Below are 26,497 nucleotides of genomic sequence, written 5' to 3'. Positions count from 1 at the left end.
TGTCAGGGCCATGGCTTTTTTGGATCATCGGGCGCAAGAAGAACCTGCGCGCCCGCCCCACTGGGGCCGGATGCGCCAATGGCAAAACACGGGGAACGCTGTGGCGGAGAGTGACAATATCGTCGTCGAGACCGCGGAGAAAATCTTCGCCGATCTCGCCGATCCGCAGACCGTCAACAACGACAAGAAGGATTCGTGGCAGGCGCCGCTGTGGCAGGCGCTGAGCGAGGCCGGCCTGCCGCTGGCCTGGGTGCCCGACGATCTCGGCGGCTCCGGCGCGAGTCTGGCCGACGGCTTTGCGCTGCTGAACGCGGCCGGCCGTTTCGCAGTCGCGGTTCCCCTGGCCGAGACCATGCTGGCCGGCTGGCTGCTGGCGCAGGCGAAGATCGCTTCCCCGGAGGGGAGATGACGGTGCTGCCGGCGTCGCCCAAGGATCGCATCACCCGCGATGCCGATGGTGCGCTCTCCGGCCGCGCCCGCGGCGTGCCCTTCGCAAAGGCGGCAAAGCACTTCGCGGTGCTGGCCCACGGCAAGGACGGAGTCGCGGTCGCGCTGGTGGATGCGAGCAAGGGCCGGATCGAGACCGGACTCAATGTCGGCTATGACCACAGCGACACCGTCACGCTCGACAAGGTCCAGCCCCTCACCATCAAGCCCGCGCCGAGCGGCTTTGACCAGACCACAATGATGCTGATGGGCGGCGTCGCGCGCAGCCTTCAGATCGCGGGCGCGCTGGAATCGATGCTCGACATCTCCGTGCGCTATTCCAACGAGCGCGTCGCCTTCGAGAAGAAGATCTCCAAATTCCAGGCGGTGCAGCACAATCTCGCCCGCCTCGCCGGCGAGTCGGCTGCTGCGCTTGCGGCTGCGACTTCCGCGGCCGACGCCATCGCCAACGCAAAGTCGTTCGATGACGCGGTCTATCTCGAAGCCGCCTCCGCAAAGATCCGCTGCGCGGAAGCTGCGGAAAAGGGCGGCGCCATTGCGCACCAGGTCCATGGCGCGATCGGCTTCACCCTGGAGCACATCCTGCACCGCTATTCGCTGCGGGCGCTTGCCTGGCGCGACGATTTCGGTTCGGAAAGCCACTGGGCCGTCGAGCTCGGCAAGCTCATTGCCAACCGCGGCGCCGACGAATTGTGGCCGCTCGTGGCTTCGCGCTGATCAGGGACGAGACAACAATGACCGCTGCCCTCCGTTTCGATCCGATCCGCCTGCCCGAGAAATGCGAGCAATTGCGCAAGGAAGTACGCGCCTTCCTCGCGGAGGAAATCGCCGCCGGTACCTTCGATCCGCACAAGCCCAACCGCGAAGACACCGACGCGCCGGAATTCTCCCGCCGGGTCGGCGCCAAGGGTTGGCTCGGCATGACATGGCCGAAAAAATATGGCGGCCAGGAGCGCTCGTTCCTCGAACGTTACGTGGTGACGGAGGAGATGCGCGTCGCCAACGCGCCGACGCGGCGCTTCTTCGTCGCCGACCGCCAGAGCGGACCGGTGCTGATCAAATACGCGCCTGAGCACATCAAAATGGACATCCTGCCGCGCATCTGCCGCGGCGAGATCTGCTTCGCGATCGGCATGAGCGAACCGAACTCCGGCTCGGACCTGTTTGCCGCGAAGACCCGCGCGACCAAGACCGACGGCGGCTATCTCATCAATGGCACCAAGATCTGGACCTCGTCGGCGCATATCGCCGACTACATGATCGCGATCTTCCGGACGTCGCAGCCGACCAAGGAAAACCGACGTCACGGCCTGACCCAGTTTCTGGTCAAGATGAAGCAGCCGGGCATCCAGGTGAACCCGATCGGCCAGATCACCGGCCAGTACGAGTTCAACGAGGTCGTGTTCACCGACTTCTTCGTGCCCGACGATCACGTGCTCGGCGAAGTCGACGGCGCCTGGAAGCAGGCGACGAGCGAGCTTGCCTACGAGCGTTCGGGCCCCGAGCGCTTTCTGGAGACCTATTACGTGCTGACCGAGCTGGTTCGCGCCGTTGGTCCCAATCCGGATACGCGCAGTGCCGAAGGGATCGGCCGGCTGGTGGCGCAGCTCCACACCATGCGGCGCATGTCGGTCTCGGTCGCGGGCATGCTGCAAGCCGGCAAGGAGCCCGTCGTCGAAGCCTCCATCGTCAAGGACATCGGCACGGTGTGGGAGCAGCAGCTGCCGCACCGCGTGCGCGATCTCGCCGCCTTCGTCGAGGAGACCGCGACCAACCGCGAGACGCTGGAGCGGCAGCTCGACTTCGCCATCAAGACCGCACCGAAACTCACCATCCAGGGCGGCACCACCGAGGTGCTGCGCGGCATCATCGCCCGCGGGCTTGGCTTGCGCTAATCATTCGAGGACATCATGAGCACCTATAAAGATATCGGCGTCGAAACAGTTGGTCACGTCGGCACCATCGAGATCCGCCGCCCGCCGCTCAACTTCTTCGACATTTCGCTGATCAACCAGATCGCGGACGCACTCGACGAGTTCGATCGCGACATCGAGATCTGCGCCTCGGTGCTATCGGCCCAGGGCAAGGCGTTTTGCGCCGGCGCCAATTTCCAGGACCCGGCACGACAGGCGCAAGAGGCGCGCGAAGCCGATAAGACGGCCAAGGGCGATCCGGCCGACAGCCTCGGGGCGATCAATCATCTCTACATCCAGGCCGTGCGCATCTTCCGCGCCAAGAAGCCGATCGTCGCGGCCGTGCAGGGCGCCGCCATCGGCGGCGGACTGGGCCTCGCGGTCTCGGCGGACTTCCGGGTCACCTGCCCCGAAGCGCGCTTCTCCGCGAACTTTACAAAGCTCGGCTTTCATCCCGGCTTCGGCCTGACTGTGACGCTGCCCGAGCTGATCGGAAAGAACAACGCCGAGCTGATGTTCTACACCAGCCGCCGCGTCACCGGTGAAGAGGCCTTCAAATGGGGCCTCGCCAACGAGCTGGTGCCGCAGGACCAGGTCAAGGCGGCCGCACTGAAGCTCGCCGGTGAAATCGCCGAATGCTCCCCGCTCGGCCTCGTCTCCACCCGCGCCACGATGCGCGCTGGCCTCGCCGATCGCGTGATGGCCGCGACCAATCACGAGCTCGAGGAGCAGACCCGACTGCGCGCCACGGAAGACTTCAAGGAAGGCGTGAAGGCCACGGAAGAGCGGCGGGTCGCGAATTTCAGGGGGCGGTAGGTCCTTTCTTCCTTCTCCCCTTATGGGAGAAGGTGGCGCGAAGCGCCGGATGAGGGTTGTCTCCGCAAGCCATTCTCTTGCGCTTGTGGAGAGAGACCCTCACCCGTCTCGCCGCTTCGCGGCGAGCCACCCTCTCCCACAAGGGGAGAGGGATGATCTCCGCCCCACCACCAGCGCGTCCACGATCGTCACGCCCTGCCGTTCCGCGTGCACCAGCACCGGGTTGAGCTCGATCTCCGCGATCTCCTCTGCATGTTGCGCGGCAAGCACGGAAATGTCCGCGATCAACTGCGACACCGCCGCAACATCCGCCATCGCCGCCCCGCGAAATCCCGTCAGCAGCGGCGCGGCTTTCAAGCGCGCCAGCATCGTGCCGGCTTCTTCTGCGCTGACCGGCGCCGGGCGGTAGACGACGTCGCGGAACAATTCGGTCGTGATGCCGCCAAGGCCCACCATCACCATCGGCCCGAACGTCGCGTCTGTCATGGTGCCGATGATGATCTCGACACCCTGCTTCGCCATCGGGCAGACCAGCACGCCCTGAATGGCCGCCTCAGGCCTGTGCTGGCGCACATTGTTGAGCAGCGCCTCGAACGCCAGAAACGCTTCGCCCTTTGTGGTGATATTGACGCGCACGCCGCCGACCTCGCTCTTGTGCGCGATGTCCGGCGACTGGATCTTCAGCACCACCGGAAAGCCGACGCGGGCGACGGCATCATCGAGCTCGCCCTTGTCCTTCACCAGCACTTCATCCGGCAGCGCGATGCCGGCGGCGCGGAGCAATGTCTTGCTGTCGGCTTCCGAGAGCGCAGGCGATTTCAGCTGTGCTGAGATGTCCCGCGCGGGGACTTGCGCCCCGTCCGCGGGCCTCTGCAGCTCGAAGGTGGCATAATCGACGAGCTGCCGCATCGCGACGCCGACATAAGTGAGGCCGGAGAGCACCACGACGCCGGATTTGGCAAGCTCGCGCCGCGCGAAATCGGACGGTACCGTGTAGGAATAGAACACCACCGGCTTGTGCTGCGCGGCCAGCACCGGCGTCAGCTCGGCTTCCTTGAAGGGCTTCCGGACGTCGCTCGACAGCGACAGCACGATCAGGATTGCGTCGATCTCGTCCGACGCGGTGAGCACATCGACGCTCTTTTGCAAGCCGCCCGAGGTCACGCCCTGCGCCGTGACGTCGATCGGGTTGCGCGCGGTGCCGTAGGACGGCATCAGCGCGCTGATCTCCGCCTGGACTTTTTCGGAGAGCTCCGGCACCTGCAAGCCTTGCAGCGCCACGGCATCGGCGCCCCAGATGCCGGCGCCGCCGGAGACGGTGACCACGGCGACGCGATCGCCTTTCGGCAACGGATTGCTCGCAAGCACAGCTGCGATCGTCAGCGCCTCGTCGAGATCGTTGGAGACGATGAAGCCATATTTGGCGAACACCGCGTCGTAGGCCGCCGACCATCCGGCCATGCTCGCGGTGTGCGAGGCGGCCGCGCGCATCCCGGCGCCGGAGCGGCCGACCTTCGTGACGATGACAGGCTTTTTCAGTTCGGCGGCGCGCCGCGCTGCCGCGAGAAACTTGTCGACGTCGCGAATGCCTTCGATGAACAGCAGGATCACGTCCGTTGAAGCGTCCTGCACCATGTAATCCAGAAACTCGCCGGCCCCGAGATCGGATTCGTTGCCGGCACTGACGACATAGCTCACGGCAATGCCGAGCGCACTGGCGCGGTGATAATACGCAAAGCCGATGCCGCCGCTCTGCGCCACGATGCCGATCCGCTTCGTCGTGGCGACCAGCGGCACCACGCTCGGCTTGACGTCCACGGCGGGACTGAACGTCGCCGCCACGCGCTGCTTCTGGCTGAAAAAGCCTTCGGCATTCGGACCGGAAATCCGCATGCCGGTGCGCCTCGCCAGCGCCGCGATCGCGTCCTGCATCGCCGCGCTCTCCCCGCCCTCCTCGGCGAAGCCGGAGGAGATGATAACAGCGTTCTTCACGCCGGCGGCGGCGCATTGTTCGAGCGCGGCGAGCACCGCGCGGGCGGGGATGAGGATGATTGCGAGATCGACCGGCGCGCCGATGTCGGTGATCGATTTGTAGCAAATGAGGCCGTCGATCTCGGCGTAGTTCGGGTTCACCGGATAGATTTTTCCGGGATACTCGTTCTTGCGCAACATCGACAGCAGGCGCCCCGGAATCTTCTCGTGATCGCGCGAAGCACCGATCAGCGCGATGCTGGCGGGTGCAAAGAAGCTGTCGAGCGGATGCGGCATGTGCAGATTCCAATTGTCGGTCTGGCGCTACCCCCGTCATGGCCGGGCCTGTCTCGCCTGCGCGGCCGAAGCCGCTTCGGCCGCGCAGGCGAGACAGGCCTGGCCATGACGACACAACGAGAACTAGCGCAAGTGGTCAAGCAGCGAGCCGAAATGTCACGCCGCTCAGCAGAAACTCATTGCCCGCCACCGCGAGCCCCTTGGCCTTGGCGGCATGCAGCACCTGGGCCACATCTGTCACCTGAAACTCCAGCGCGCTCATGATTTCGCTGGCGCCCTTCACGAACCGGAAGGTCGCGTTGGTCAGCTTCAGTTCGACATCGCCACTCGGCGCCACGCCGATGAGCTTGCCCCAATGCTCGGCCAGCCCTTGCGGGTCCGGGCTCTGTATTTCCACGCTCGTCAACGCCTGCGTCACGTCCTTGCGGATGAATTTATGCCAGTCTGGCCCCGCTGGCGGATAAGGCCCCAAAATGTCGTCGCTGCCTTCGGTGTGGTTGAACTCGATGAAGGCGGCGCGACAGTCGCGGGGATGGAGCTGCACGCCGTGATAGGGCGCGTGGTCGATCACGTTGGCGGTGCGCACGCCCAGAGCGTTGGCGTTACGGCCGCGCTCGTCGGGATCGTTGCAGCAGAAGATCGCCATGTAGCCGCCGCGGCCGCCGCTCTTCTCGATGAAGCGGCCGGCCGTGGTGCCCTCCTTGAACGGCGCGACCACCTCCAGCAGGATCGTGTCGACCGGCAGCAGCGCGTTCTCCAGGCCGTATTTCGCGACGTTGCCGTCGCGGTAGCAGACAGCGAGGCCCATGATGTCAGCGATATCCGCGATCACGGGCGCGAGCTGCGGCGCGACCAGGCAGATCTGCCGCAACCGCATATAGGGCGCCATCGTCATGCGCCCTTGAAGGTCGGCTTGCGCTTCTCGACGAACGCCTTTGCGGCCTCCTTGTGATCCTCGGTATCGCTGCAGCGGGTGTGATGGATCGCCTCGCCGTCGAAGCAATCCTCCAGCGCGAGATGCTCGGCATTGTTGATGTTGCGCTTGATGAAGCCAAGCGCGATCGACGGGCCCTGCGCCAGCGACAGTGCGAGCTCGTGCGCGGCCGTATCGATCTCGGCGTCGGGGACAACCTTGGTCACCATGCCGATCGCATGTGCTTCCTTCGCGGTCAGCACCGGCGAGGTCAGATAGAGCTCGCGCGCCCGCGCACTGCCGAGCAGCTGGGTGAGGAAATAGGTGCCGCCGTAATCGCCGGAGAAGCCGACTTTTGCGAAGGCGGTGGTGATCTTGCAGGATTCGGAAGCGACGCGGAGGTCACACGACAGCGCCATCGACAGACCCGCGCCGGCGGCAGCTCCATCGAGCTGCGCCACCACGGGTTTTGGCATCTGGTGCAGGATGCGCGATACCTCCATGCCCCGGCGCAGGTTCGCCATCTTGACTTCGAACGGCAGCGGCGCCCGGCCCTCCGCCATCGACTTGACGTCGCCGCCGACGCAGAAGGAGCCGCCCGCGCCCTTGAACAAGACCGCGCGCACCTCCGGATCATCCGCCGCGCGCCGTGCCGCCACGACCAGCCCGGCCACCATGTCCGGGTTGAGCGCGTTCTTGCGCTCGGGCCGGTTCATGGTGATGGTGAGCAGCCCGCCTTCGAGCTTCTGCAGGACCATGTCGTTGCTCATGGGACGTCTCCCTTGTTGTTGTTTGCTTCGGTCTATCGACGCTCGTCATTGCGAGCGAAGCGAAGCAATCCAGAGATGTTTCCGCGGAGACAGTCTGGATTGCTTCGTCGCTTCGTTCCTCGCAATGACGGTGTTTATTTCTTCACCAACGGGCAGCGCGACTGCTCCAGCGACTGGAACGCCTCGCTGCCGGGCACGGTGGCGAGCAGCTTGTAGTCGTCCCAGCGGCCCTTGGATTCCGACGGCTTCTTGACCTCGAACAGGTACATGTCGTGCAGCATGCGGCCGTCCTCGCGGATCTTGCCGTTCTTGGCGAAGAAGTCGTTGATCGGCGTCTCCTTCATCACTTTCATCACCGTCGCAGCGTCGGTCGTGCCGGCTGCCTTCACCGCTTTCAGATAGTGAGTCACGGACGAATAGACACCAGCTTGCGCCGAGGTCGGCGGCCGCTTCATACGCTCCTGGAAGCGCTTCGAGAACGCGCGGGTGTCATCGTTGAGATCCCAGTAGAAGGCTTCCGCCAGCAACAGGCCCTGCGCGGTCTCGAGTCCGATGGAGTCGATATCGGTCACGAAGGCGAGCAGCGGCGAGACCTTCTGGCCGCCCTTGGTGATGCCGAACTCGGCCGCCTGCTTGATGGCGTTGACGGTGTCGCCGCCGGCATTCGCAAGCCCGATCACCTTGGCTTTCGAGGCTTGGGCCTGGAGCAGGAACGACGAGAAATCCGACGTGTTGAGCGGATGGCGCACGCTGCCGAGCACCTTGCCGCCGGTCTTGGTCACGACGGCGCTGGTGTCCTTTTCCAGATCCTGGCCGAAGGCGTAGTCGGCGGTGAGGAAGTACCAAGTGTCGAGGCCCGACTTCACGGCCGCAAGGCCGGTCACATTGGCCTGACCGTAGGTGTCGAACACGTAGTGAATGGTATAGGGACCGCAGGCCTCGTTGGTGAGGCGGATCGAGCCCGGGCCGTTGAACATGATGATCTTGTTGCGCGCTTTCGCGATCTCGCCGGCGGCGAGCGCGGTCGCGGAGGCCGCGACGTCATAGATCATTTCGACGCCCTGATTGTCGAGCATGTCGCGGGCGATATTGGCGGAGAGATCGGCCTTGTTCTGATGGTCGGCAGCCAGCACCTGGATCTTGCGGCCGAGCACCTCACCGCCAAAGTCCTCCACGGCCATCTTGGCCGCGGTCTCGCTGCCGGGGCCGGTGATGTCGGCATAAAGGCTCGACATGTCGAGGATGCCGCCGATCTTCAGTGGCGGCTTGTCCTGGGCCTGCACGGCGCTCGCGCTCAGCGCCAACGCAGCGGCAAAAATGCCCGACAAAACATGCTTCATCGAAAAGACCTCCCTTATCGCGCCGTACTCTGATGGCGGCTTGGTTATTGCTGTTACCGCAATCATGCCGCATGCGCGACAGCGCAGCAAGCGCACGGGACGATGCAGATGAACGATCAACACGCGCTTTCCGCAAAGCGGAATGACGAGATGCGGAAGAGTGCCTCCGCCGTCATTGCGAGCGCAGCGAAGCAATCCAGGATCTTTCCTCGGAGGGACTCTGGATTGCTTCCCTGCGCTCGCAATGACGGAGTATGAACAAACAGTCTTCGCGCCCCACCGCGCTTGAGTTATGGTTGGAGCGCAACGCAACCTTTCCGGGCAACGTGACGCGACTGCTTCATCTCATCGTCGCATGTCTTCTGGTCGCGGCTCGCGGTGCGTCCGCCACGCCGTGCCAGTTCGAGTCCCAGGGCGAAGGCCGCGTCACCGCGATCGATGCGCGCAGTCTGCGTCTCGATGACGGCCGGGAAATCCGCTTGACCGGCATCGAGCCGACCGCAACCACGAAGCAGGCGCTGACGACGCTGCTCGTCGGTCGCGACGTTATTTTGCGCAGCGCCGACGACACGCCCGACCGCTATGGCCGCCAGGGCGCGCTGGTCTTTGTCGGCGAGAGCGACATCTCCGTGCAGGCGACGCTCCTCGCCGAGGGCGACGCCATCGTCTCCGCCGAGATCGCCGATAAGGACTGCGCGGCCGCCCTGATGGCGGCGGAGGCCGAGGCAAGGCGCCAAAAAAGGGCAGCTGGGCTGACCTGTCGGCCATAAAAAACGCGGAAAGTCCGGACGATATTTTGGCGGGGATCGGGCGTTTTGTGGTGGTCGAGGGCAAAGTCCTGTCGGTCCGGCAAGCTGGGGCAATGACCTACCTCAACTTCGGACGAAACTGGACACGCGGCTTTGCCATGGCTATTTCAAAGCGCATGATACCCGCGTTCGAAAGCGCCGGGATCGCCCCTAAGTCTCTGGAAAATAAGCGTATTCGTGTCCGGGGCTGGGCTGAGGGGAATACGGGGCCGCGTATCGATGTACGCCTCGTGGGACAAATCGAGTTGCTGGGCGCAAACGAGCCGACAGGGGTAAGGCCCTAAAAAGGGCCAGGCACGGGTTAAGCGACGTGAATGGGGTGCTAGGACGGCACGGACGAGGTGAACGCCGCCGCCTGCGGGCAGCGCCGGCTGCGCTATGCCTCGTGCTGGGTTCAGCCCTCGCCGGTTGCGGCGATATGGGCCGGTTCCAGACCGCGGCGGCGCCCCCGACCGTCGCAATGCCCAAGCCGAAGCCGGCCGTCGCGCAGACCCCCGCCACCGAAAAGGAGCACGAGCGCATCCTGGCGAGCTACGGCGGCACATATGACGACCCCAGGCTCGAATCGCTCGTCACCAAGACCGTCGACCGCCTGGTCGCAGCGTCCGACCGCCCCGATCAGGGTTACAGGGTCACGATCCTCAATTCCGGCGCGGTGAACGCCTTCGCGCTGCCGAACGGCCAGCTCTATGTCACGCGCGGTCTTCTTGCGCTGGCGAGCGATACGTCGGAATTGTCCTCCGTGCTCAGCCACGAGATGGCGCATGTGCTGTCCAAGCACGCCGCGATGCGCGAGGACCAGGCCCGCCAGGCCGCGATCGTCACCCGCGTCGTCACCGACATGAGCAACGATCCCGATCTCACCGCGCTGGCGCTCGCCAAGACCAAGCTGACCATGGCGAGCTTTTCGCGCAATCAGGAGTTCGAGGCCGACGGCGTCGGCGTCGGCATCTCCGCCAAGGCCCATTTCGATCCTTATGGTGCTGCACGCTTTCTCTCGGCGATGGAGCGCAATGCCGAGCTGAAGGTCGGCAAGACCTCGCTCGATCCGCGGGCGCAGGATTTCACCTCGTCGCATCCGGCAACGCCCGAGCGCGTGCAGAACGCGCAGACCATCGCGCGGCAATACGCAGCGCCAGAGGGCGGCGAACGCGACCGCGAGACCTATCTCGCCGCGATCGACAATCTCGTCTACGGCGAAGACCCCAGCGAAGGTTTTGTCCGTGGCCGGCGCTTCCTGCATCCGAAGCTCGGTTTCACCTTCCAGGCGCCGGACAATTTTACGCTCGACAACACCGCGCAGGCCGTGATCGGCGTGCGCGACGGCGGCTCGCAGGCGATGCGCTTCGACGTCGTGCGGGTGCCGGCCGAACAGTCGCTGGGCGATTACCTGAATTCCGGCTGGATGGAGGGCGTCGAGAAGGCCTCCACCGAGGACATCACCATCAACGGTTTTCCGGCTGCGTCCGCCACCGCCAAGGGCGACCAGTGGCAGTTCAAGGTCTATGCGCTGCGCTTCGGCAGCGACATCTACCGCTTCATCTTCGCGGCACGGCAGAAGTCGACCGAGAGCGAGCGCAATGCGCGCGAGACCGTCGGTTCATTCCGCCGCCTGACGCTCGACGAGATCCAGGCCGCGCGCCCGCTGCGCATCAAGGTCATCACCGTACAGCCTGGCGACACCGTGGAATCGCTCTCCCACCGCATGGCCGGCGTCGACCACCCGGCCGAGCGTTTTCGCGTGCTCAACGGGCTCGATCGCAACGCGCAGGTGAAGGTGCGCGATCGTGTGAAGGTCGTGGCGGATTGACGCGCGGTGGTTCCGCAAACTCCGCTGTCGTCCCGGCGTCGGCCGGGACCCATAACCCCAGGGAGCAATTTGGCGGGCGCTGGTCGTTCGGGATTAAGAACACCCGCGTTCGATAGATCACGCGGTATGGGTCCCGGCCCCCGTGCGCAATTGCGCACTAGGCCGGGACGACATTCGCTTGTAGCTGCAGCTCACGCCCTAACCGCCCGCGTCCATATCGCCGGCCTCGCGCTGGCCGCTGAGCCAGAGCGCGAGCAAGGTCCAGAACGCGCCTGACAGCAGGTACGCACCCGAGGCGATGACGCCGAGATTGGTCGCCAGCAACAGAGCGACCAGCGGTGCAAAGCCTGCGCCGAACAGCCAGGCCATGTCGGAGGTCAGCGCCGAGGCCGTGTAGCGATACGCCTGCTTGAAGTTCGAGGCGATCGCACCCGAGGACTGGCCGAACGAGAGGCCGAGCAGGATGAAGCCGATCACCATGTAGATGGTCTCGCCGAACGCGCCGGCATCGAGCAGCTGCGGGGCAAAGCCGCTGTAGATCGCGATCGCGATCGCCGATCCCATCAGCAGCGACTTGCGGCCGACGCGATCGGCGATGACGCCGGAGAGCACGATCGCGCCGACGCCGAACACGGCGGCGACGATCTCGATGATCAGGAAGCGCACCGGGCTTTCGCGGGTGAACAGGAACACCCAGGACAGCGGAAACACCGTGACCATGTGGAACAGCGCGAAGCTCGCCAGCGGCGCAAACGCACCGAGCATGATGTTCTGGCCTTCGCGCGCCACGGTCTCGGAGATGCGCGAGGGCTGCAATTCGCGGGTCTCGAACAGCGAGGCATATTCTTCCGTCGTCACCATGCGCAGGCGCGCGAACAGCGCCACGACATTGATGGCAAAGGCGACGAAGAACGGATAGCGCCAGCCCCAATCGAAGAAATCGTCGGCCGACAGATTCCCGGCGAAATAGGCGAACAGCCCGCTCGCCACGATCAGACCGAGCGGCGCGCCAAGCTGCGGCACCATCGCGTACCAGCCGCGCTTCGAAGGCGGCGCGTTCAGCGCCAGCAGCGAGGCCATGCCGTCCCAGGCGCCGCCCCAGGCCAGACCCTGTGCGATGCGCGCCAGCGCCAGCAGCCAGATCGCGGCAGCGCCGATCTCGTGATAGCCGGGCAGGAACGCGATCGCGACGGTGGCGGTGCCGAGCAGGAACAGCGCCGAGATCAGCTTGGCCGTCTTGCCGTACTCGCGGTCGACCGTCATGAAAATGACGGTGCCGATCGGCCGCGCCATGAAGGCCAGCGCGAAGATCATGAAGGAATAGAGGGTGCCGGTCAGTTCGCTCGTGAACGGGAAGACCAGGCGCGGGAACACGATCACCGAGGCGATCGCGAAAACGAAGAAGTCGAAGAATTCCGAGGTGCGGCCGATGATGACGCCGATGGCGATCTCGCCGGGACTGGCCTGGTCGTGGCCGTGCTCGCCCGAGTGGTCTGCCATTGCGGGGGTCTGTGCCATCGCCATTCGCGCGCCCTTAACGTCCTGAAAACCAAAGCCGACCGCCCGGCGAGGTGCCATGCAATCTAGCCCTGTCTGGCGCAACATCCCGCACTGCAACATTGGACAAATTGTCCAATGTCCGGATTGCTGCGCCGCAGCTACCCCTTGGCCCCGCAAAAGAAACTCATTCTCATAAGGCTCGGCCCGTGTCCCGTTTCAAGATCCTGGCGCTGCTACCCCTGGCGGTTGCGCTCAGCGGCTGCAACTACGTCGTGCTGGCGCCGGCCGGCGATATCGCAGCGCAACAGCGCGACCTCGTCATCATCTCCACCGTCCTAATGCTCCTGATTGTCGTGCCCGTGATGGCGCTGACGGTGCTGTTCGCCTGGCGCTACCGCCAGTCCAACACCGACGCCCGTTACGAGCCGGAATGGGACCACTCGACAAGCCTCGAGCTGGTGATCTGGTCGGCGCCGCTTCTGATCATTGTTTGCCTTGGCGCGCTGACCTGGATGGGCACGCACCTGCTCGACCCCTATCGCACGCTCGGCCGCATCCATGCCGACCGCGCAGTCGACCAGTCCAAGGCCCCGCTCGAGGTCGACGTCGTCGCGCTCGACTGGAAGTGGCTCTTTATCTATCCGGATTACGGCATCGCCACCGTCAACGATCTGGAAGCTCCGGTCGATCGTCCGATCAACTTCCGCATCACCGCGTCCTCGGTGATGAACTCGTTCTACATCCCCGCGCTGGCCGGCCAGATCTACGCAATGCCGGGCATGGAGACCAAGCTCCACGCCGTCGTGAACCACGCCGGCACCTACCGGGGCTTTTCGGCGAACTACAGCGGGGCCGGCTTCTCCGGCATGCACTTCAACTTCCAGGGTCTCGACGACAAGGGCTTTGACGCCTGGATCGCCAGCGCCAAGTCCGGCGGCGGCTCGCTCGGCCGCGCCGAATATCTCCAGCTCGAAAAGCCCAGCCAGAACGAGCCGGTGCGGCGCTACGGTACCGTGGATTCCGATCTCTACCGCCTGATCCTCAACATGTGCGTCGAAACCGGCAAGATGTGCCAGAGCGAGATGATGGCGATCGACGCCAAGGGGGGCCTCGGCCATGAGGGTCTGAACAACACCCTGCCGCTGGCCTACGACAAGTACGCGCGCCGCGGCACCGCGCTTGGGCCGGAGCCGACTTTCGTCGCCGGCACCTGCACGCCCGATGCGCCGCAGGGCAGGACCACCGCTTCCATCACGGCACCTGTTGACACCGCGCCGTTGCTCGGCGCCGGCCTGAAGCGGCCGAGTTTCACGCCGCTGAAGTCCTCGTCCTTCTTCCTCGGACAACGTCCGAAGTCAGATTCTGTAAAGAGATCCCGCATGTCTCCTGATCTTCTCAAGCTCATCTTCGGCCGGCTCACCTTCGAATCGCTGCCGCTGCACGAGCCGATCGTCGTCGGCACGTTTGCCGTGGTGGCGACCGGCGGCCTCATCATGCTCGCCGGCCTGACCTATTTCCGCGTCTGGGGTTATCTCTGGAGCGAGTGGTTCACCAGCGTCGACCACAAGCGCATCGGCATCATGTACATGATCCTCGGCATCGTGATGCTGCTGCGCGGCTTCGCCGACGCGCTGATGATGCGGTTGCAGCAGGCGCTCGCCTTCGGCGGCTCGGAGGGCTATCTCAACGCCCATCACTACGACCAGGTATTCACCGCCCACGGCGTGATCATGATCTTCTTCGTGGCGATGCCGCTGGTCACCGGCCTGATGAACTTCGTCGTGCCGCTCCAGATCGGCGCGCGCGACGTGTCGTTCCCGTTCCTGAACAATTTCAGCTTCTGGATGACGGTCGGCGGCGCGGTGCTGGTGATGGCCTCGCTGTTCATCGGCGAATTCGCCCGCACCGGCTGGCTCGCTTATCCGCCGCTGTCGAACATCGGCTACAGTCCGGATGTCGGCGTCGACTATTACATATGGGGGCTACAGGTCGCGGGCGTCGGAACGACACTGTCCGGCATCAACCTGATCTGCACCATCGTCAAGCTGCGGTGCCCCGGCATGACCATGATGCGGATGCCGGTGTTCACCTGGACCGCGCTCTGCACCAACGTGCTGATCGTCGCTTCCTTCCCGGTTCTGACCGTCGTGCTCGCGCTGCTCTCGCTCGATCGCTACGTCGGCACCAACTTCTTCACGAACGATTTCGGCGGCAGCCCGATGATGTACGTGAACCTGATCTGGATCTGGGGTCATCCCGAGGTCTACATCCTGGTTCTCCCCGCCTTCGGCATCTTCTCGGAAGTGACATCGACCTTCTCGGGCAAGCGGCTGTTCGGCTACACCTCGATGGTCTACGCCACGGTGGTCATCACCATCCTGTCCTACCTGGTCTGGCTGCACCACTTCTTCACGATGGGGTCGGGCGCCAGCGTCAACTCCTTCTTCGGCATCACCACGATGATCATCTCGATCCCGACGGGCGCGAAGATGTTCAACTGGCTGTTCACGATGTATCGCGGCCGCATCCGCTTCGAGTTGCCGATGATGTGGACGATCGCGTTCATGCTGACCTTCGTGCTCGGCGGCATGACCGGCGTGCTGCTCGCGGTGCCACCGGCCGACTTCGTCCTGCACAACAGCCTGTTCCTGATCGCGCACTTCCACAACGTGATCATCGGCGGCGTCGTGTTCGGCGCGTTCGCCGGTATCGGCTACTGGTTCCCGAAGGCATTCGGCTTCAAGCTCGACCCGTTCTGGGGCAAGCTGTCGTTCTGGTTCTGGGTCACGGGCTTCTACCTCGCTTTCATGCCGCTCTATGTGCTCGGCCTGATGGGCGTGACCCGCCGCCTCCGCGTGTTCGACGACCCGAGCCTGCAGATCTGGTTCATCGTCGCCGGCATTGGCGCCTTCCTGGTCTTCCTTGGCATCCTCTCGATGCTGATGCAGTTCGCCGTCAGCTTCCTCAGGCGCGAGCAGCTCAAGGACGTCACCGGCGATCCCTGGGACGCGCGCACGCTGGAATGGGCGACCTCCTCGCCGCCGCCGGCCTACAACTTCGCCTTCACCCCCGTCGTTCACGACAATGACGCGTGGTGGGACATGAAGAAGCGCGGTTATCAGCGCCCGCTCACCGGGTTCAAGCCGATCCACATGCCGAGCAGCACCGGCACCGGCATCATCCTCGCCGGCTTCGCCACCGCGATGGGATTCGGCCTGATCTGGTACATCTGGTGGCTGGCGGCCGCGAGCTTCATCGCGATGCTCGCCGTCGGCATCGGTCACACCTTCAACTATCACCGCGATTTCGATATTCCGGCCGAGGACGTCATCCGGGCCGAAGACGCGCGCACCAAGCTGCTCGCCGGAGCCAAGTAAATGACTGTCGCTGTCAATCCCACGCAAACCGGCGAGCCGGTCTTCTACCTCGCCGACGAACACCCGCATCCGGAAGGCTACAGCACCTCGCTCGGCTTCTGGATCTATCTGATGAGCGACTGTCTCATCTTCGCGATCCTGTTCGCCACTTTCGGCGTGCTCGGCGGCAATTACGCCGCCGGCCCGGCGCCGAAGGATCTGTTCGAGCTGCCGCTGGTCGCGGTCAACACCTCGATGCTACTGCTGTCGTCGATCACGTATGGTTTTGCCATGCTGACGATGCAGCAGAACAAGATCGCGCAGACCCAGATCTGGCTGGCGATCACCGGCCTGTTCGGAGCCGCATTCATCGGCATCGAGCTCTCCGAGTTCGCCCACATGATCCATGAGGGCGCGACGCCGCAGCGTAGTGCTTTCCTGTCCGCCTTCTTCACCCTGGTCGGCACCCATGGCCTGCACGTCAGCTGTGGCCTGATCTGGCTGGTGACCCTGATGGTGCAGGTCTGGAAGTTCGGCCTGATCGAGGCCAATCGCCGCCGCCTGATGTGCCTGTCGATGTTCTGGCACTTCCTGGACGTGGTCTGGATCGGCGTCTTCACCTTCGTCTATCTCCTGGGAGTTCTGCGATGAACACCGATACTCACGCCGCCCACGCGGACGATCATCATCACGGCGACAGCCACGCCAATGCCCACGGCTCGTTCTCGACCTATATGCTCGGCTTCGTGCTCTCGGTCGTGCTCACCGCGATTCCGTTCTGGCTGGTGATGAGCGGCGCGCTTCCGAGCAAGCAGATCACCGCGCTCGTGATCATGGCCTTTGCGGTCGTGCAGATCGTCGTGCACATGATCTACTTCCTGCACATGAACACGACGTCCGAGAACGGCTGGAGCATGATGGCGCTGATCTTCACCATCGTCATGGTGGTGATCGCCCTGTCGGGTTCGCTGTGGGTGATGAACCACCTCAACAGCAACATGATGCCGATCCACCAGATGTCCGGAATGAAATGACAGAGACCGGGACCGTGGCCAGCAAGGCAACCGGGCGCGACGCTGCGCACCCGCCCTCATGGCTCGCGGTCCTCTCGCTCACGGCCATTGCACTTCTGATCGCGCTCGGCGGCTGGCAGATCGAGCGCCGCGCCTGGAAGCTGGCGCTGATCGATCGCGTCGAGCAGCGCGTTCATGCCCCGGCCCAGCCGATCCCCTCCCCGGCGGCATGGCCGACCGTCTCCGCCGCAAACGACGAATACAGACACGTCAGCGTCTCCGGCCGGTTCCTGCATGACCGCGAGACCCTGGCTCAGGCCGTCACCGAAGAAGGCCCGGGCTATTGGGTGCTGACACCGCTCAGGCGCGACGACGGCACGCTGGTCCTGGTCAACCGCGGCTTCGTGCCGTCCGACCGGCGCGATGCGTCGACGCGCTGGGACGGCAACCCGCAAGGCCAGGTCGAGATCACCGGCCTGTTGCGCGTGACGGAGCCAAAAGGCGGATTCCTCAGAAATAACGTGCCGGAGCACAATCGCTGGTACTCGCGGGATGTCGCAGCGATTGCGACGGCACGCGGCCTCGACCACGTCGCGCCCTTTTTCATCGATGCCGACGCTCGATCACAATCCGGCAGCGGCCCAATCGGCGGATTGACCGTGATCAGCTTTCCCAATAACCACCTGATCTACGCGCTGACGTGGTTTGCTCTGGCGTTCATGCTGGCCGGCAAACTTTTCGTCACATTCGGCGGCGGGCTGTTCCGCCGCAAGGAGCCCTGGAGCGGCTTCGCCCACGAAGCGGCCGGCGGCCTCGATGCTGTCGCCCGCAGGACGGGATCAGATGCTGGAACGATCGGCGAGCCCACCTGACAACGGAAGAACGCATGGCGCCGTCACGCTGCAATCGCAGGCGGACGCGCGCAGCGAGCTGATCGGCACAGCGCCAACCGACGACGAGACCAACCGCAAGAACATGGCGCTGCTGATCCAGCTACGCTGGACCGCAGTGGTCGGCCAGATCGTGACCATCGGCGGCGTGCATGTGTGGCTCGGCATTCCCCTGCCCCTCACCCGCATGGGCGCGGTAATCGGCGCCCTGATATTTCTCAACATCTCCAGCCTGGTCTGGGTGCGCCATCGCGCCGCGATCACCAACAATGAGTTGCTGGTCGCCCTGATGCTGGACGTCGCCGCGCTGACCGCGCAGCTTTACCTCAGCGGCGGCGCCACCAATCCCTTCACCTCGCTGTTCCTGCTCCAGGTGACGCTGGGCGCGGTGCTGCTCGATGGCCGCTCGACCTGGTCGCTGGTCGCCTTGACCTGCGCGAGCTTCGTCTGGCTGACCGTCGCCTACCGACAGCTCGATCTGCCGCCGAACCCGCTGAGCGAGACCTACACCCTCACGGTTGCCGGCATGCTGCTGGGCTTCGTGCTCAACGCCGTGCTGCTGGTGGTGTTCGTCACCCGCATCAACAGGAATTTGCGCGAGCGCGACGCGCATCTGGCGGCGCTGCGCCAGCATGCCGCCGAGCAGGATCATATCGTGCGCATGGGCCTGCTCGCCTCCGGCGCGGCTCACGAGCTCGGCACGCCGCTCGCCTCGCTCTCGGTCATCCTCGGCGACTGGCGCCGCATGCCCGACCTCGCCGCCGATCAGGAGCTGGCCGAGGACCTCGAGGAGATGGAGACCTCGCTGCAACGCTGCAAGTCGATCGTGACAGGCATTCTGGTGTCGGCGGGCGAAGCCCGCGGCGAGGGATCGTCGCCGACGACGGTGGCGGCTTTCGTCACCGCGCTCGTGGAAGAGTGGCGCGACGCGCGCTCGGCGCGCACGTTGTATTTCGTCAACACTTTCGGCGAAGACGTCGCAATCGTCTCGGACGTCGCGCTGAAGCAGGTGATCTTCAACGTGCTCGACAACGCCTACGAGGTCTCGCGCGACTGGGTCGAGCTCGTTGCCGGGCGCGAGGGCGATCATCTCGTGCTGTCGATCAGCGATCGCGGCCCCGGCTTTGCGCCGGAGATGCTGGCACAGCTCGGAAAGCCCTATCAATCGAGCAAGGGCCGCGCCGGCGGCGGGCTCGGCCTGTTCCTGGTGGTGAACGTGGTGCGCAAGTTAGGGGGCAGCGTGACCGCCGAGAACCACAGGAAGCGCGGCGCTACGGTCCGCCTCACGCTGCCGCTCGCAACGCTCGCGATCGGAGGCAGCTTTGACGCCTGATCGTTCGCTCGTGGTCGTCGAGGACGATGCCGGCTTCGCCCGCACCCTGAAGCGTTCGTTCGAGCGCCGCGACTACGAGGTCGTGCTCGCCGCCTCGATCGAGGACGTGCGGAAAGTCCTGGAGGAGCGATCGTTTGGCTATGCCGTCGTCGACCTCAAGCTCGGCGGCGCCTCGGGACTGGCCTGCGTGGAGCTCTTGCACACGCACGATCCAGAGATGCTGATCGTGGTGCTGACGGGCTTTGCCAGCATCTCCACCGCCGTCGAGGCCATCAAGCTCGGCGCATGCCACTATCTGGCAAAGCCGTCGAACACCGACGACATCGAGGCCGCCTTCAACAAGGCCGCAGGCAATGCCGAGGTCGCGCTCGACGCCCGGCCGACATCGATTAAGACGCTGGAGTGGGAACGCATCCACCAGACCCTGATCGAAACCGATTTCAACATCTCGGAAGCCGCAAGGCGGCTCGGGATGCATCGGCGGACGCTGGCGCGGAAGCTCGAGAAGCGGCCGGTGAAGTGAGGAGGAGCGGATCGAAGCCGCTCCTCCTCTCCACTGGTTAAGCTTGCTTGCCATATCGCGCGATGACGTCGGCCAGGGCGGTGTGGCCTGCGCAGGATCCTGTTCCCGGATCATTGCTGCCGCTCTCCACGGCGGTGGCGTAGATGACCCCGGGATCGGCCTCGAGTTGTTGGCGCAGCGCGGCCAGCTTTGGCCAGCGGCTCCTGTCCGCGACAGCGTGGAAGTCGAGCCAGCGCGCCACACCTGCCAGCAAGGCGTCCGCGAGGGTCGGCCGGTCGGCGAGCAGGAACCTTGCCGGCTCGATCATGCCTTCGAGCTTGTCGTGGCGTTCGATCACCTTTCTCCTTCCGAACTCCCGCAAGGCCGAACGCATGGCGTCGTCCATCGCCACGCCTTCCATTGCGACCCAAAGCGGCGCGAAGGCGCCGGTAAAGCCGGTATTCACGAACGCCATCAGCTGGTGCATGCGATCGGCTTGCGGCGACAACGGATCAAAGCTGATGCGCCGTTCGGTATCCCTGGCTTCGAGCCAAGCCGCGATCGCCATGGTTTCCGTCAGCACATCGCCCTGGTCCGTTATAAGTGCAGGCGTCTCGTGTCGCGGATTGATCCTGGCGTATGACGGGCTCAGCATCTCGCCCAGCATGTCGACGCGACACAGGCGATATGGCCTGCCAAGCCATTCAAGAGCTGCAACGAGTCCCATGGAGCTTCCCATCGGGAAGCCGTAGAGTAGGATTGGATCCATCGATCTATTCTCCGTGATTTCTGATGATCACGCTGCGCAGCGGTCCCGAACCCTAGTCGCTCGCTCCATCAAGTAAATTGCGAACATTTTTGTAACCTGGAGTCCGCCGATGAAAGACCTCGTTTCGAGATGTCCCATCGAGGAAGTGATGCAGATCCTGGAGCGGCCGGTGGCCTACGCTTCTGATCTACTATTTGAAACAGGGCACCAAACGGTTCAGCGACTTGCGTCGGGACAATCCGACCATCTCGCACAGGATGCTCGCCCTCGAGCTTCGCAAGCTGGAGGACGCCGGTATCGTGAACCGCACGGAATTCGACGGATACCCGTTGAGGGTCGAGTACGATCTGACCGCCGCCGGCCACACCTTGGTGCCGTTGATCGATGCGTTGGGCGCCTGGTGGTCGACGGTTGCGACTGACGCGCGCGGAGACGACCGCGAGACCGGGCGCGGCGCTTCGGGAAGCGCATCGCGGGTTTAATCCTGTTCAGGACCGCATAGGCTCAAAGCAATTCCGCCCGCTGACGTCCCCGAACCGGGACGGTCAGCGTCTCCAAAACAAGAAGCCCGGCCGTAAGGCCGGGCTTTGATCTGTTGCGTTCGACGCGCGAGACGCTTACGCGGCCTCGTCGGCGACCGTGGCGCCGCCCTCGGTCTCGTCGCTATCGCCCTCGGCGTCCGCATCGGCCTCGCCTTCGGCGGCTTCGGACTTGGCGCCAGTGCGGCGCGGGCTCTTGGCGAGCTGGGCCTCGATCTCCTTGACCGCTTCGGTCTCGGTCGAGTGCTGCACCACCGCGATCTCGCGGGAGAGACGGTCGAGCGCTGCTTCATAGAGCTGGCGTTCGCTGTAGGACTGCTCCGGCTGCGACTCGGAGCGATAGAGGTCGCGCACGACTTCCGCGATCGCGACGATGTCGCCCGAATTGATCTTCGCTTCGTATTCCTGGGCGCGGCGCGACCACATGGTGCGCTTGACGCGGGCACGGCCCTTGAGGGTCTCGAGCGCACGCTTCACCAGCGCGGGGTCGGAGAGCTTGCGCATGCCGACATTGGCGACCTTGGCGGTCGGCACGCGCAGCGTCATCTTGTCCTTGATGAAGTTGATGACGAACAGCTCGAGCTTCGCGCCGGCAATCTCCTGCTCCTCGATGGCCAGAATTTGGCCGACGCCGTGAGCGGGATAGACGACGAATTCGTTGGCCTTGAAGCCCTGACGCTGGGTCACAACCTTCTTTTCCTCGACCTTCGGCGCAACAGCCGCGGGCTTCACGGCCGGCTTGGCGGCAGCAACAGGGGCCTTGGCAGGAGCAGCAGCAACAGGAGCCTTTGCGGCGGGCTTGGCAGCGGGAGCCTTGGCAACAGCGGGCTTGGCGGCAGGCTTGGCGGCAACAGGCTTGGCAACGGTCGCTTTCGCGGCCGGCTTGGCAGTCTTGTTAGGCATTGCGCTTCTTTTGTTCTTCGAGGACTTTGCAGCCGGCGCCTTCGTCGCGGTCCGACCCTTGGATGCGCTACGGCTGGCCGCGGCGACTTTCTTGGCGTCCTTATGGGAAGCCTTCGCTGAAGTACTCTTTTTACGCGTTTTCTGTGACACAGCCTGCGCGCGGAAACTGCCACGCCCCTGTTCGACATTTGGTTTCACGGGAACCCAACGGGGCCGACGGGGCTAACCAGGGTTCGGCTCAATGTGCCCAATATAGCACATTTCCCGCAAAAATCAATGATTTAGGGGTGTTAAGGCCTAGTTTTCGGCGGTAAGGCCGCTAATAGGGTTAAGTTTGGCCCGAATTAGTCGCCGGAGCCGGGGTTCGGCGAGAAATACTTGTCGAACTTGCCCTCCATGCCGTCGAAATCCTTGGCGTCGTCGGGTGATTCTTTCTTCTGGGTGATGTTCGGCCAGCTCTTGGCGTAGTCGGCGTTGACCGTGAGCCACTTTTCCAGGCCCGGTTCCGTGTCCGGCTTGATGGCATCGGCGGGGCATTCCGGCTCGCACACGCCGCAGTCGATGCACTCGTCAGGATGGATGACGAGCATGTTCTCGCCCTCGTAGAAACAGTCGACCGGGCAGACCTCGACGCAGTCGGTGTACTTGCACTTGATGCACGCTTCAGTGACGACGTAAGTCATCCAACGCTCCGAAAAGCTCTTTTAAAAGTCGCGGCTTGCGTAGCGCGGATGGCCCGGCGCCGCAAGCTCAGGAACGGCCGATCATGACGGCTTTATGCGCTTGATCGACCAAGAAATGAATTCGAAGCGCAATTAATTGCGCTGAGAACTTGGCGGGCCTTCACCGAGCTCTTCGTAGAGCACACGGGCCGAGGCGGCATCGCCACGGCGCTCGTTGAAGGCGATGACTTTCAAGACGCGCACGGTGCGATCGAGCGCGATGGTGAGCACGTCGCCGATCTTGATCGCATGCCCCGGCGATTTCTCGCGTGCGCCGTTGACGCGAACATGGCCGGACTCGACAAGCGCGGCCGCGGAGGTGCGCGCCTTCACCACCCGCGCGTGCCACAGCCATTTGTCGATGCGCTGCCGCTCGGTCGTGGGCTCACTCCTTACGCCCGGACAGCTGCTCCTTCAGCGCAGCGAGCTTCGCGAACGGCGAGTTCGGATCGACCGGACGATCGCGCTCGCGCGGGGTGGCGCTCGATGCGTAGGGGCGCAGCGACGGTCCGCCCTGGCGGTCGCGGCCCTTGTCGCGGTCACGGCCACGGTTATCGCGGCCCTTGTCGCGATCGCCGCCGAACTTGCCCTTGTTGCGGTCCTTGTTGTCGCGGTCCTTGCTGCCGCCATTCTTGCCCTCGAAGCGGCGGTTCTTGTCGTCGCGGCCCTCGGGACGCGGCGCAGCTTCGGCGCCACCTTCTCGCGGCTTGCGGAAGTCCCTGCCACCATCTCGACGATGACCGCCGCCATGGCGATGGCGCTCACCGCGCTTCTCGCCGTCGGCGGCAGGCTGGGCTTCGCCTTCGGCAGGCGCAGCGCCGGCTTCAGCGCCCGCCTGTGGACGCGGCTGGTGATGACGCTGGTTGCGATGGCGCTCGTGGCGCGGCTTGCGATCATCGTGACGGCCCGCGGGACGCCAGACCTCGATGAGCTCGGGCTCGGCAGGCGTCGCCGCGGCTTCCACGGGCGCTGCCGCATCGGCCGACGCAGCGGCTTCAGTTGCAGCGGTCTCTGCAGGCGCGGTTTCGGCAGGTGCGGTTTCGACAGCTTCAGCGGGGGCAACAGGCTCTTCCGCAGGTGGCGCGATGCCGGGAGCGTCTTCCGGCGTGACGGAAGCTTCGAGCGCCGGCTCGTCATGCGCGGGCTCGTCGTGCTGCTCCATCCCGGGCGCGTCTTCGACGGTCACAGGCTCGGCAGCGGCTTCGATCGCGGCATCCGCAGGGGTTGCGGCGTCCTCGACCGGCGTTTCGGTTGCGGGCGTCTCTTCGCTGGAGGCTTCAGCAACAGGCGCCTCAGCAATAGGCGTCTCGACAACAGCCGCGGCGGGCTTCGCCGGCAGCGGCGGGCGCTTGTCCATGCGATAGCCGAGCGCACGCAGCACGGAGGCAAAGTCTTCGCCGGCGGAGCCGGTGAGCGAGGTCATCGCCTGCGTCACCACAAAGCTGCGGCCGTCGAATGCCCCGGCGGGCTTTTCGCCAGACGCGTTCTCGCGCCAGGCCAGCGCCGGACGGATCAGATCGGCCAGGCGCTCGAGGATATCGACGCGCACGGCGCGCTCGCCGGCCTGCTTGTAGCCGAGCACGCGATAGGCATCGCGCGGCAGCTGCTTGTCGACCGGGAACGAGGTGCGGCCCGAGCTTGCCAGATGCTGCGCGCCAGACAGCGCGGAGGGATCGACATTGTCCTGCTTCAGCGCCCAGAGCAGCGCGGCCAGCGCACGCCCGGCCGGCTTGAGCAGGCCGGGGAAATAGAGGTGATAGGCGCCGAAGCGGACGCCGTATTTGCGCAAGGTCGCGCGCGAGGGCTGGTCGAGATCCTTCAGCTCGTTGGCGATCTTCGGGCGCTCCAGCACGCCGAGCGCCTCGACGAGCTGATAGGCGATGCCGCGGGCGATGCCGGTGACGTCCTCGGCCTTGCTGAGCTCGAACAGCGGCCCGAGCAGCTTTTCGATATGCGTCTTGAGCCAGAGCTCAAGCCGCGCCTGCACCTTGTCGCGGGGGGCGCCCGTGAGGCGTTCGTCGGAGATGATGCGGATGCGCGGATGCAGCGCTTCCTCTGCGGCAGACAGCCGCGCCACGGCGTCGCCGGTCCAGCGGATGATGCCTTCCGAGGTCAGCACGAACTGCTCGTCCGGCGCATTGCCCAGTTTTTCGGCGCGCGCGTTGATCTCGCCGGCGAGCACGGCCTGCGCTGCAGCCTGCAACGCTTTCGCATCGGAGCCGGCTTCCGCCGCATCCGGTGCAAAGGTGAAGCCATCGAGGCGGCCGATGACATGGCCTTCGACGATGACTTCGCCGGTCTTGCCGATTTCCGTATTCAAGCTCGTGTTCTCCCGCAGGCGGCGCATCAATACACTGGTCCGGCGATCAACGAAACGCTCAGTCAAGCGTTCATGGAGCGCATCCGATAATTTATTTTCGACCTCGCGGGCGATCCCCTGCCAGCGTTCGGGGTCTTTCAGCCAGTCGGGGCGGTTGGCGACGAAGGTCCAGGTGCGAATCTGCGCGATCCGGGCCGACAGCGTGTCGATATCGCCGTCAACGCGGTCGGCCTGGTCGATCTGGGTCCTGAACCAGGCGTCGGGGATGCATCCCTTCCGCATCAGGAAGCCGTACAGCGTCGTCACCAGCTCGGCATGGGCGGCCGGCGACAGCTTTCGATAATCCGGGACCTGGCAGGCCTCCCACAGCCGTTCCACCGCATCCTTGCCATGCGCGACATCGCGCACTTCGGCGTCGCGCGCGGCGTGGTCGAGCACGCGCATGTCCTCGGCGATCGGCGCACGCGTCAGCGCGTCGTGGCCGGGGGCCAGGTTCAGCGACACCTGGAGCGCGCCGAGGGACGCAAAATCCAGCTTCGAATTGCGCCATTGCAAAACCTTCACGGGATCGAAGGTGTGGTTCTGCAGCGCATTGACGAGCTCGGGCTCGAACGGCGCGCAGCGGCCGGTGGTGCCGAAGGTGCCGTTGCGGGTGGCGCGGCCGGCGCGGCCGGCGATCTGGGCGAATTCGGACGGCGTCAGGCGACGGAACTGGTAGCCGTCGTACTTGCGGTCGGAGGCAAAGGCGACGTGGTCGACGTCGAGATTGAGGCCCATGCCGACGGCGTCGGTGGCGACGAGGTAATCGACCTCGCCGTTCTGGAACATCGCGACCTGCGCGTTGCGGGTGCGCGGCGACAGCGAACCCAGCACCACGGCGGCGCCGCCATGCTGGCGGCGGATCAGCTCGGCGATGGCGTAGACCTCGTCGGCCGAGAAGGCGACGATGGCGGTGCGGCGCGGCTGCCGCGTGATCTTGCGATCACCCGCGAATTCCAGCTGCGACAAGCGCGGCCGCGTGATCATGGAGACGCCCGGCAGCAGCCGCTCGATGATCGGGCGCATGGTCGCAGCGCCGAGCAGCAGCGTCTCGTCGCGGCCGCGGCGATTGAGGATGCGATCGGTGAAGACGTGGCCGCGTTCCAGATCGGATGCGATCTGCACCTCGTCGACGGCAAGGAACGAGACGTCGAGATCCCGCGGCATCGCCTCGACGGTCGAGACCCAGTAGCGCGGCGCTTTCGGCTTGATCTTCTCCTCGCCGGTCACGAGCGCGACGGCGTCGGGGCCGACCCTTGCTGCGATCTTGTTGTAGACCTCGCGCGCGAGCAGGCGCAGCGGCAGCCCGATCATGCCGGAGGGATGCGCGAGCATCCGCTCGATGGCGAGATGGGTCTTGCCGGTGTTGGTGGGACCGAGCACCGCAGTGACGCCGGCGCCGGGAAGCCGCTCGGAAGCGAAGGGGGAGGAGGAAAAAGGCATCTGGGGGATTAGGTAATGGCGATTGGGGCGAATGTCAGTGCTGTTTTGGGGCGGTGGCGCGAAGGGCTCGCCTCACACGCTG

At 64.8% G+C, this 26,497-nt stretch carries 19 protein-coding genes and 4 pseudogenes; 13 read left to right on the top strand and 10 right to left on the bottom strand.

The genetic code is table 11. From position 1 onward, the window contains the following. The first annotated feature begins 100 nt into the window (after positions 1-100). The 3 genes and pseudogenes from AB3L03_RS19665 to AB3L03_RS19655 all read left to right on the top strand — a co-directional run bounded on the left by AB3L03_RS19665 (position 101) and on the right by AB3L03_RS19655 (position 3,176). A pseudogene (locus AB3L03_RS19665) lies at positions 101-1,164 on the top strand (acyl-CoA dehydrogenase family protein). A 17-nt stretch (positions 1,165-1,181) separates the two neighbouring features. Next, entirely contained in the window at positions 1,182-2,342 is a 1,161-nt protein-coding gene (locus AB3L03_RS19660) for an acyl-CoA dehydrogenase family protein (RefSeq protein ID WP_008133127.1), read from the top strand. Positions 2,343-2,357: 15 nt separating this feature from the next. Beyond that, positions 2,358-3,176, top strand: a complete 819-nt coding sequence (locus tag AB3L03_RS19655; protein ID WP_368506900.1) for an enoyl-CoA hydratase/isomerase family protein — start codon at positions 2,358-2,360, stop codon at positions 3,174-3,176. Positions 3,177-3,275: 99 nt separating this feature from the next. On the opposite strand, the gene AB3L03_RS19650 is transcribed toward AB3L03_RS19655, so the two are convergent. From AB3L03_RS19650 to AB3L03_RS19635, 4 genes are all read right to left on the bottom strand, one after another. Then, positions 3,276-5,444, bottom strand: a complete 2,169-nt coding sequence (locus AB3L03_RS19650) for an acetate--CoA ligase family protein (protein WP_368506899.1) — start codon at positions 5,442-5,444, stop codon at positions 3,276-3,278. A 136-nt stretch (positions 5,445-5,580) separates the two neighbouring features. After that, positions 5,581-6,333, bottom strand: coding sequence for a hypothetical protein (locus tag AB3L03_RS19645; RefSeq protein ID WP_026232430.1), 753 nt, complete (start codon positions 6,331-6,333; stop codon positions 5,581-5,583). A 2-nt stretch (positions 6,334-6,335) separates the two neighbouring features. Then, positions 6,336-7,127 carry an enoyl-CoA hydratase gene (locus AB3L03_RS19640; protein WP_085351625.1) on the bottom strand — a complete coding sequence of 264 codons (792 nt, stop codon included), beginning with the start codon at positions 7,125-7,127 and terminating at the stop codon, positions 6,336-6,338. 134 nt (positions 7,128-7,261) lie between these two features. After that, a complete protein-coding gene (locus AB3L03_RS19635; protein ID WP_018452962.1) occupies positions 7,262-8,467 on the bottom strand; it encodes an ABC transporter substrate-binding protein in 1,206 nt (401 codons plus the stop codon). A 254-nt stretch (positions 8,468-8,721) separates the two neighbouring features. Here AB3L03_RS19635 and AB3L03_RS19630 point away from each other — a divergent pair. Both AB3L03_RS19630 and AB3L03_RS19625 read left to right on the top strand, forming a co-directional pair. Then, positions 8,722-9,560: pseudogene (locus AB3L03_RS19630) on the top strand (thermonuclease family protein). Positions 9,561-9,694: 134 nt separating this feature from the next. After that, positions 9,695-11,086, top strand: a complete 1,392-nt coding sequence (locus tag AB3L03_RS19625) for a M48 family metalloprotease (RefSeq protein ID WP_368509062.1) — start codon at positions 9,695-9,697, stop codon at positions 11,084-11,086. 198 nt (positions 11,087-11,284) lie between these two features. Here the strand turns inward: AB3L03_RS19625 and AB3L03_RS19620 are convergent, their stop codons facing one another. After that, the gene (locus AB3L03_RS19620; RefSeq protein ID WP_007604615.1) at positions 11,285-12,610 is read right to left on the bottom strand and encodes an MFS transporter; all 1,326 of its coding nucleotides are present in this window, start codon (positions 12,608-12,610) and stop codon (positions 11,285-11,287) included. A 47-nt stretch (positions 12,611-12,657) separates the two neighbouring features. Between AB3L03_RS19620 and cyoA the strand changes: the two are divergent. The 7 genes and pseudogenes from cyoA to AB3L03_RS19585 form a co-directional block, all read left to right on the top strand. Next, positions 12,658-13,587: pseudogene (gene cyoA / locus AB3L03_RS19615) on the top strand (ubiquinol oxidase subunit II); the annotation flags it as partial. Positions 13,588-13,965: 378 nt separating this feature from the next. Further along, complete coding sequence (gene cyoB, locus AB3L03_RS19610; protein ID WP_368509061.1) at positions 13,966-15,963, top strand: cytochrome o ubiquinol oxidase subunit I; 1,998 nt, start codon at positions 13,966-13,968, stop codon at positions 15,961-15,963. Further along, positions 15,964-16,593, top strand: a complete 630-nt coding sequence (gene cyoC, locus AB3L03_RS19605) for a cytochrome o ubiquinol oxidase subunit III (protein WP_007599270.1) — start codon at positions 15,964-15,966, stop codon at positions 16,591-16,593. Further along, the gene (cyoD, locus tag AB3L03_RS19600; RefSeq protein ID WP_204512779.1) at positions 16,590-16,976 is read left to right on the top strand and encodes a cytochrome o ubiquinol oxidase subunit IV; all 387 of its coding nucleotides are present in this window, start codon (positions 16,590-16,592) and stop codon (positions 16,974-16,976) included. Before cyoC ends, cyoD begins: the two co-directional genes overlap by 4 nt. Further along, entirely contained in the window at positions 16,973-17,827 is an 855-nt protein-coding gene (locus AB3L03_RS19595) for an SURF1 family protein (RefSeq protein WP_204512780.1), read from the top strand. Before cyoD ends, AB3L03_RS19595 begins: the two co-directional genes overlap by 4 nt. Next, positions 17,799-19,178, top strand: coding sequence for an ATP-binding protein (locus AB3L03_RS19590; RefSeq protein WP_368506898.1), 1,380 nt, complete (start codon positions 17,799-17,801; stop codon positions 19,176-19,178). The genes AB3L03_RS19595 and AB3L03_RS19590 overlap by 29 nt, the downstream gene beginning before the upstream one ends. Next, positions 19,168-19,701 (top strand): response regulator transcription factor, encoded by a 534-nt coding sequence (locus AB3L03_RS19585; RefSeq protein ID WP_018452952.1) that lies wholly within the window; start codon positions 19,168-19,170, stop codon positions 19,699-19,701. Before AB3L03_RS19590 ends, AB3L03_RS19585 begins: the two co-directional genes overlap by 11 nt. 37 nt (positions 19,702-19,738) lie before the next feature. Here the strand turns inward: AB3L03_RS19585 and AB3L03_RS19580 are convergent, their stop codons facing one another. Continuing rightward, complete coding sequence (locus tag AB3L03_RS19580; protein ID WP_204512782.1) at positions 19,739-20,449, bottom strand: glutathione S-transferase family protein; 711 nt, start codon at positions 20,447-20,449, stop codon at positions 19,739-19,741. Between the two features lie 109 nt (positions 20,450-20,558). On the opposite strand from AB3L03_RS19580, the pseudogene AB3L03_RS19575 reads away from it, so the two are divergent. Continuing rightward, positions 20,559-20,931, top strand: a pseudogene (locus AB3L03_RS19575) (winged helix-turn-helix transcriptional regulator). Between the two features lie 135 nt (positions 20,932-21,066). On the opposite strand, the gene AB3L03_RS19570 reads toward AB3L03_RS19575, so the two are convergent. The 4 genes from AB3L03_RS19570 to AB3L03_RS19555 form a co-directional block, all read right to left on the bottom strand. Further along, complete coding sequence (locus AB3L03_RS19570; RefSeq protein ID WP_018452949.1) at positions 21,067-21,891, bottom strand: CarD family transcriptional regulator; 825 nt, start codon at positions 21,889-21,891, stop codon at positions 21,067-21,069. A 344-nt stretch (positions 21,892-22,235) separates the two neighbouring features. Continuing rightward, complete coding sequence (gene fdxA, locus AB3L03_RS19565) at positions 22,236-22,574, bottom strand: ferredoxin FdxA (protein ID WP_018452948.1); 339 nt, start codon at positions 22,572-22,574, stop codon at positions 22,236-22,238. Between the two features lie 132 nt (positions 22,575-22,706). Beyond that, positions 22,707-22,949 (bottom strand): S4 domain-containing protein, encoded by a 243-nt coding sequence (locus AB3L03_RS19560; RefSeq protein WP_018452947.1) that lies wholly within the window; start codon positions 22,947-22,949, stop codon positions 22,707-22,709. A 49-nt stretch (positions 22,950-22,998) separates the two neighbouring features. After that, positions 22,999-26,415, bottom strand: coding sequence for a helicase-related protein (locus AB3L03_RS19555; protein WP_204512784.1), 3,417 nt, complete (start codon positions 26,413-26,415; stop codon positions 22,999-23,001). Between the last annotated feature and the right edge of the window lie 82 nt (positions 26,416-26,497).

Source organism: Bradyrhizobium lupini (assembly GCF_040939785.1).
Classification (GTDB): domain Bacteria; phylum Pseudomonadota; class Alphaproteobacteria; order Rhizobiales; family Xanthobacteraceae; genus Bradyrhizobium; species Bradyrhizobium canariense_D.
This window is presented reverse-complemented; position numbering and strand designations above follow the sequence as displayed.

Bases quoted from the DNA above. Each gene is read 5' to 3' on its own strand.
- AB3L03_RS19660 (WP_008133127.1), top strand. From the start codon at position 1,182: ATGACCGCTGCCCTCCGTTTCGATCCGATCCGCCTGCCCGAGAAATGC.
- AB3L03_RS19635 (WP_018452962.1), bottom strand. From the start codon at position 8,467: ATGAAGCATGTTTTGTCGGGCATTTTTGCCGCTGCGTTGGCGCTGAGC.
- AB3L03_RS19580 (WP_204512782.1), bottom strand. From the start codon at position 20,449: ATGGATCCAATCCTACTCTACGGCTTCCCGATGGGAAGCTCCATGGGA.
- AB3L03_RS19650 (WP_368506899.1), bottom strand. From the start codon at position 5,444: ATGCCGCATCCGCTCGACAGCTTCTTTGCACCCGCCAGCATCGCGCTG.
- AB3L03_RS19620 (WP_007604615.1), bottom strand. From the start codon at position 12,610: ATGGCGATGGCACAGACCCCCGCAATGGCAGACCACTCGGGCGAGCAC.
- AB3L03_RS19640 (WP_085351625.1), bottom strand. From the start codon at position 7,127: ATGAGCAACGACATGGTCCTGCAGAAGCTCGAAGGCGGGCTGCTCACC.
- cyoB (WP_368509061.1), top strand. From the start codon at position 13,966: ATGTCTCCTGATCTTCTCAAGCTCATCTTCGGCCGGCTCACCTTCGAA.
- AB3L03_RS19625 (WP_368509062.1), top strand. From the start codon at position 9,695: ATGGGCCGGTTCCAGACCGCGGCGGCGCCCCCGACCGTCGCAATGCCC.
- AB3L03_RS19595 (WP_204512780.1), top strand. From the start codon at position 16,973: ATGACAGAGACCGGGACCGTGGCCAGCAAGGCAACCGGGCGCGACGCT.
- AB3L03_RS19555 (WP_204512784.1), bottom strand. From the start codon at position 26,415: ATGCCTTTTTCCTCCTCCCCCTTCGCTTCCGAGCGGCTTCCCGGCGCC.
- cyoC (WP_007599270.1), top strand. From the start codon at position 15,964: ATGACTGTCGCTGTCAATCCCACGCAAACCGGCGAGCCGGTCTTCTAC.
- AB3L03_RS19570 (WP_018452949.1), bottom strand. From the start codon at position 21,891: ATGCCTAACAAGACTGCCAAGCCGGCCGCGAAAGCGACCGTTGCCAAG.
- fdxA (WP_018452948.1), bottom strand. From the start codon at position 22,574: ATGACTTACGTCGTCACTGAAGCGTGCATCAAGTGCAAGTACACCGAC.
- cyoD (WP_204512779.1), top strand. From the start codon at position 16,590: ATGAACACCGATACTCACGCCGCCCACGCGGACGATCATCATCACGGC.
- AB3L03_RS19655 (WP_368506900.1), top strand. From the start codon at position 2,358: ATGAGCACCTATAAAGATATCGGCGTCGAAACAGTTGGTCACGTCGGC.
- AB3L03_RS19645 (WP_026232430.1), bottom strand. From the start codon at position 6,333: ATGGCGCCCTATATGCGGTTGCGGCAGATCTGCCTGGTCGCGCCGCAG.
- AB3L03_RS19590 (WP_368506898.1), top strand. From the start codon at position 17,799: ATGCTGGAACGATCGGCGAGCCCACCTGACAACGGAAGAACGCATGGC.